Consider the following 4,224-nt stretch of genomic DNA (forward strand, 5'->3'; position numbering starts at 1 on the left):
TCCGGGTATGCGAAAGGCCCACCCCGGGTGGGGTGGGCCTTTCGTGAATGGGTGTCCGGCGGCGTCCTACTCTCCCACCCCCTCGCGAGGGCAGTACCATCGGCGCTGAAGGGCTAAGCTTCCGGGTTCGGAATGGGACCGGGCGTTTCCCCGACGCTATGACCGCCGTAACAGTATCGAGTTGTCCGGGTCACCCCCGTGTTCCACCTGTTGGTGGTGGGGGGTGGTGCCCGTTTCTCGGGAACCGCACAGTGGACGCGTAGCAGATGATTGTCAAACAGTGTTTGAGTGTGTGTGAAGTTGTTGGCTTATTAGTACCGGTCAGCTCCGACAGTCGTTGGTCCTGTCTTCCACATCCGGCCTATCTACCCAGTGGTCTAGCTGGGTGCCTTCACCCCTTACGGGGATGGAAACCTCATCTTGAAGCAGGCTTCCCGCTTAGATGCTTTCAGCGGTTATCCCTTCCGAACGTAGCTAACCAGCCGTGCTCCTGGCGGAACAACTGGCACACCAGAGGTTCGTCCGTCCCGGTCCTCTCGTACTAGGGACAGCCCTTCTCAAGTTTCCTGCGCGCGCAGCGGATAGGGACCGAACTGTCTCACGACGTTCTAAACCCAGCTCGCGTACCGCTTTAATGGGCGAACAGCCCAACCCTTGGGACCTACTCCAGCCCCAGGATGCGACGAGCCGACATCGAGGTGCCAAACCATGCCGTCGATATGGACTCTTGGGCAAGATCAGCCTGTTATCCCCGGGGTACCTTTTATCCGTTGAGCGACGGCGCTTCCACAAGCCACCGCCGGATCACTAGTTCCGACTTTCGTCCCTGCTCGACCTGTCGGTCTCACAGTCAAGCTCCCTTGTGCACTTGCACTCGACACCTGATTGCCAACCAGGCTGAGGGAACCTTTGAGCGCCTCCGTTACATTTTGGGAGGCAACCGCCCCAGTTAAACTACCCACCAGGCACTGTCCCTGATCCGGATCACGGACCGAGGTTAGATGGTCGATGCGGCCAGAGTGGTATTTCAACGTTGACTCCACCCGACCTGGCGGCCGGGTTTCATAGTCTCCCACCTATCCTACACAAGCCGCACCGAACACCAATACCAAGCTATAGTAAAGGTCCCGGGGTCTTTCCGTCCTGCTGCGCGTAACGAGCATCTTTACTCGTAGTGCAATTTCGCCGAGCTCGCGGTTGAGACAGCGGAGAAGTCGTTACGCCATTCGTGCAGGTCGGAACTTACCCGACAAGGAATTTCGCTACCTTAGGATGGTTATAGTTACCACCGCCGTTTACTGGGGCTTAAATTCTGGGCTTCACCGAAGTTGACCCGTCCTCTTAACCTTCCAGCACCGGGCAGGCGTCAGTCCGTATACATCGTCTTGCGACTTCGCACGGACCTGTGTTTTTAGTAAACAGTCGCTTCTCCCTGGTCTCTGCGGCCCTCCCCGCCTCCCCGGAGCAAGTCCGGTTCACGGTTCGGGCCCCCCTTCTCCCGAAGTTACGGGGGCATTTTGCCGAGTTCCTTAACCACGATTCGCTCGATCGCCTTGGTATTCTCTACCTGACCACCTGAGTCGGTTTGGGGTACGGGCGGCTAGAACCTCGCGTCGAGGCTTTTCTTGGCAGCAGAGGATCACCCGTTTCCCGCATACGCGGTCACTATCAGTTCTCACCCTGTGTGCTTCGCGGATTTGCCTACGAAGCGGGCTACGACCTTGGACGTGGACTACCATCGCCACGCCGGGCTACCTTCCTGCGTCACCCCTGTTAACACGCTTACCTACTACCGGTTCGGGTCCCACGCCGCCCCACCGGTGAGATCCCGAAGGATCTCGGTGGTGGTTTGGGATGGTTAGCATCACCGGGCTCGGTATGGGCGGTTCTTCGCCGGTAGGAGAATATCAACTCCTTGTCCATCGACTACGCCTGTCGGCCTCGCCTTAGGTCCCGACTTACCCAGGGCGGATTAACCTGGCCCTGGAACCCTTGGTCATTCGGCGGACGGGTTTCTCACCCGTCATTCGCTACTCATGCCTGCATTCTCACTCGTGTAGGCTCCACCACTAGGTCACCCTGCAGCTTCACTGCCCACACGACGCTCCCCTACCCACCCACACACCTGAACACCAACCAAGGTTGGTGCTGGGTTAACGTGTGAGTGCCACGGCTTCGGCGGTGTACTTGAGCCCCGCTACATTGTCGGCGCGGAATCACTTGACCAGTGAGCTATTACGCACTCTTTCAAGGGTGGCTGCTTCTAAGCCAACCTCCTGGTTGTCTGTGCAACTCCACATCCTTTCCCACTGAGCACACGCTTAGGGGCCTTAGCCGATGATCTGGGCTGTTTCCCTCTCGACTACGAAGCTTATCCCCCGCAGTCTCACTGCCACGCTATGTCTTACCGGCATTCGGAGTTTGGCTGACGTCAGTAACCTGGTAGGGCCCATCGGCCATCCAGTAGCTCTACCTCCGGCAAGGAACACGTGACGCTGCACCTAAATGCATTTCGGGGAGAACCAGCTATCACGAAGTTTGATTGGCCTTTCACCCCTAACCACAGGTCATCCCCTCAGTTTTCAACCTAAGTGGGTTCGGTCCTCCACGCCGTCTTACCGGCGCTTCAACCTGCCCATGGCTAGATCACTTCGCTTCGGGTCTAGACCCGGCGACTATCACGCCCTGTTCGGACTCGCTTTCGCTACGGCTTCCCCACACGGGTTAACCTCGCCACCGAGCACTAACTCGCAGGCTCATTCTTCAAAAGGCACGCCGTCACCCCTGCAAAGGAGGCTCCGACGGATTGTAGGCACACGGTTTCAGGTACTATTTCACTCCCCTCCCGGGGTACTTTTCACCTTTCCCTCACGGTACTGGTCCGCTATCGGTCACTAGGTAGTATTTAGGCTTAGCAAGTGGTCTTGCCAGATTCACACGAGATTTCTCGGGCCCCGTGCTACTTGGGATCCCCTCAACCAGGCCGCACCATTTCGTCTACGGGACTCACACCCACTACGGTCCGCCTTTCAATGCGGTTCGACTATGACACGACTTTCTTACTGGCTACCAGACTGTCAGATCTGGTCAGAAGGTCCCACAACCCCGCATGTGCAACGCCTGACAGCTTGACACACACACGGTTTGGCCTCATCCGCTTTCGCTCGCCACTACTCACGGAATATCTCTTCCTGTCGGTACTGAGATGTTTCACTTCCCGACGTTCCCCCCTACACCCTATGTATTCAGATGCAGGTGACCCAACATGACTTGGGCCGGGTTCCCCCATTCGGACACCCTCGGATCACAGCTCGTTTGCCAACTCCCCGAGGCTTATCGCAGGCTACCACGTCCTTCTTCGGCTCCTAGTGCCAAGGCATCCACCCTGTGCCCTTAAAAACTTCGACACACTACAATATTTCACAGAGATCAGAAAACCAGCCCCACCACCTTCAAACGAAGAGGCGGAACCAGTACTGAACATCTGGGATGCTCGCGTCCACTGTGCAGTTCTCAAGCAACGGACGACCCGCAGACACCCGGCACGCCTACCCCCCTCAACCGAAGGAGAGCGGTTCACACCAGCCCACGACCCGTATCCATCAAGACCCCCAGGCCCCCCAGACCCCAGCAGGACGAACCCACCAGAACCTCCAGGACAGCCGGTTGCCTCAGGACCCAACAGTGTGCTTGCGAACCAACCCCCACCCCGACCACCAACGTTCCCCCACCCACCCCGAAGGGTCAGCCCCGAAGAGCCCGACCCCGAAGAGTCGTGGTGTGTACTAGCCGGCGCCGAAGCGCGAACCGGTCCTTCTAGTCAATGTTCCACCCATGAGCAACCACCAGGCACACTCTCGGCGCCTCAGATGGTCTGCCTGACCCCCACCCCACCACCAAGACCACCAGATGACCTGGCAGACCCGGCCGCGAAGCGTCACGGGGGTATCAGATGCTCCTTAGAAAGGAGGTGATCCAGCCGCACCTTCCGGTACGGCTACCTTGTTACGACTTAGTCCCAATCGCCAGTCCCACCTTCGACCACTCCCCCCGGAAAACCGGTTGGGCCATGAGCTTCGGGTGTTACCAACTTTCGTGACTTGACGGGCGGTGTGTACAAGGCCCGGGAACGTATTCACCGCAGCGTTGCTGATCTGCGATTACTAGCGACTCCGACTTCATGGGGTCGAGTTGCAGACCCCAATCCGAACTGAGACCGGCTTT

3 rRNA genes (1 of these 3 only partly in view) are annotated in these 4,224 nt (G+C 58.2%); all 3 read right to left on the reverse strand.

What is annotated here, in order from left to right:
* Nucleotides 1-53 precede the first annotated feature (53 nt).
* A 5S ribosomal RNA gene (gene rrf / locus ACFUVW_RS18975) occupies nt 54-170 on the reverse strand.
* Nucleotides 171-291: 121 nt separating this feature from the next.
* Nucleotides 292-3,408, reverse strand: a 23S ribosomal RNA gene (locus ACFUVW_RS18980).
* Nucleotides 3,409-3,963: 555 nt separating this feature from the next.
* Nucleotides 3,964-4,224: ribosomal RNA gene (locus tag ACFUVW_RS18985) — 16S ribosomal RNA — on the reverse strand (it continues 1,362 nt past the right edge of the window).
* Together the 16S, 23S and 5S rRNA genes form the textbook arrangement of a ribosomal RNA operon.

The organism is Isoptericola sp. NPDC057391 (genome assembly GCF_042668085.1).
Lineage (GTDB): Bacteria > Actinomycetota > Actinomycetes > Actinomycetales > Cellulomonadaceae > Isoptericola.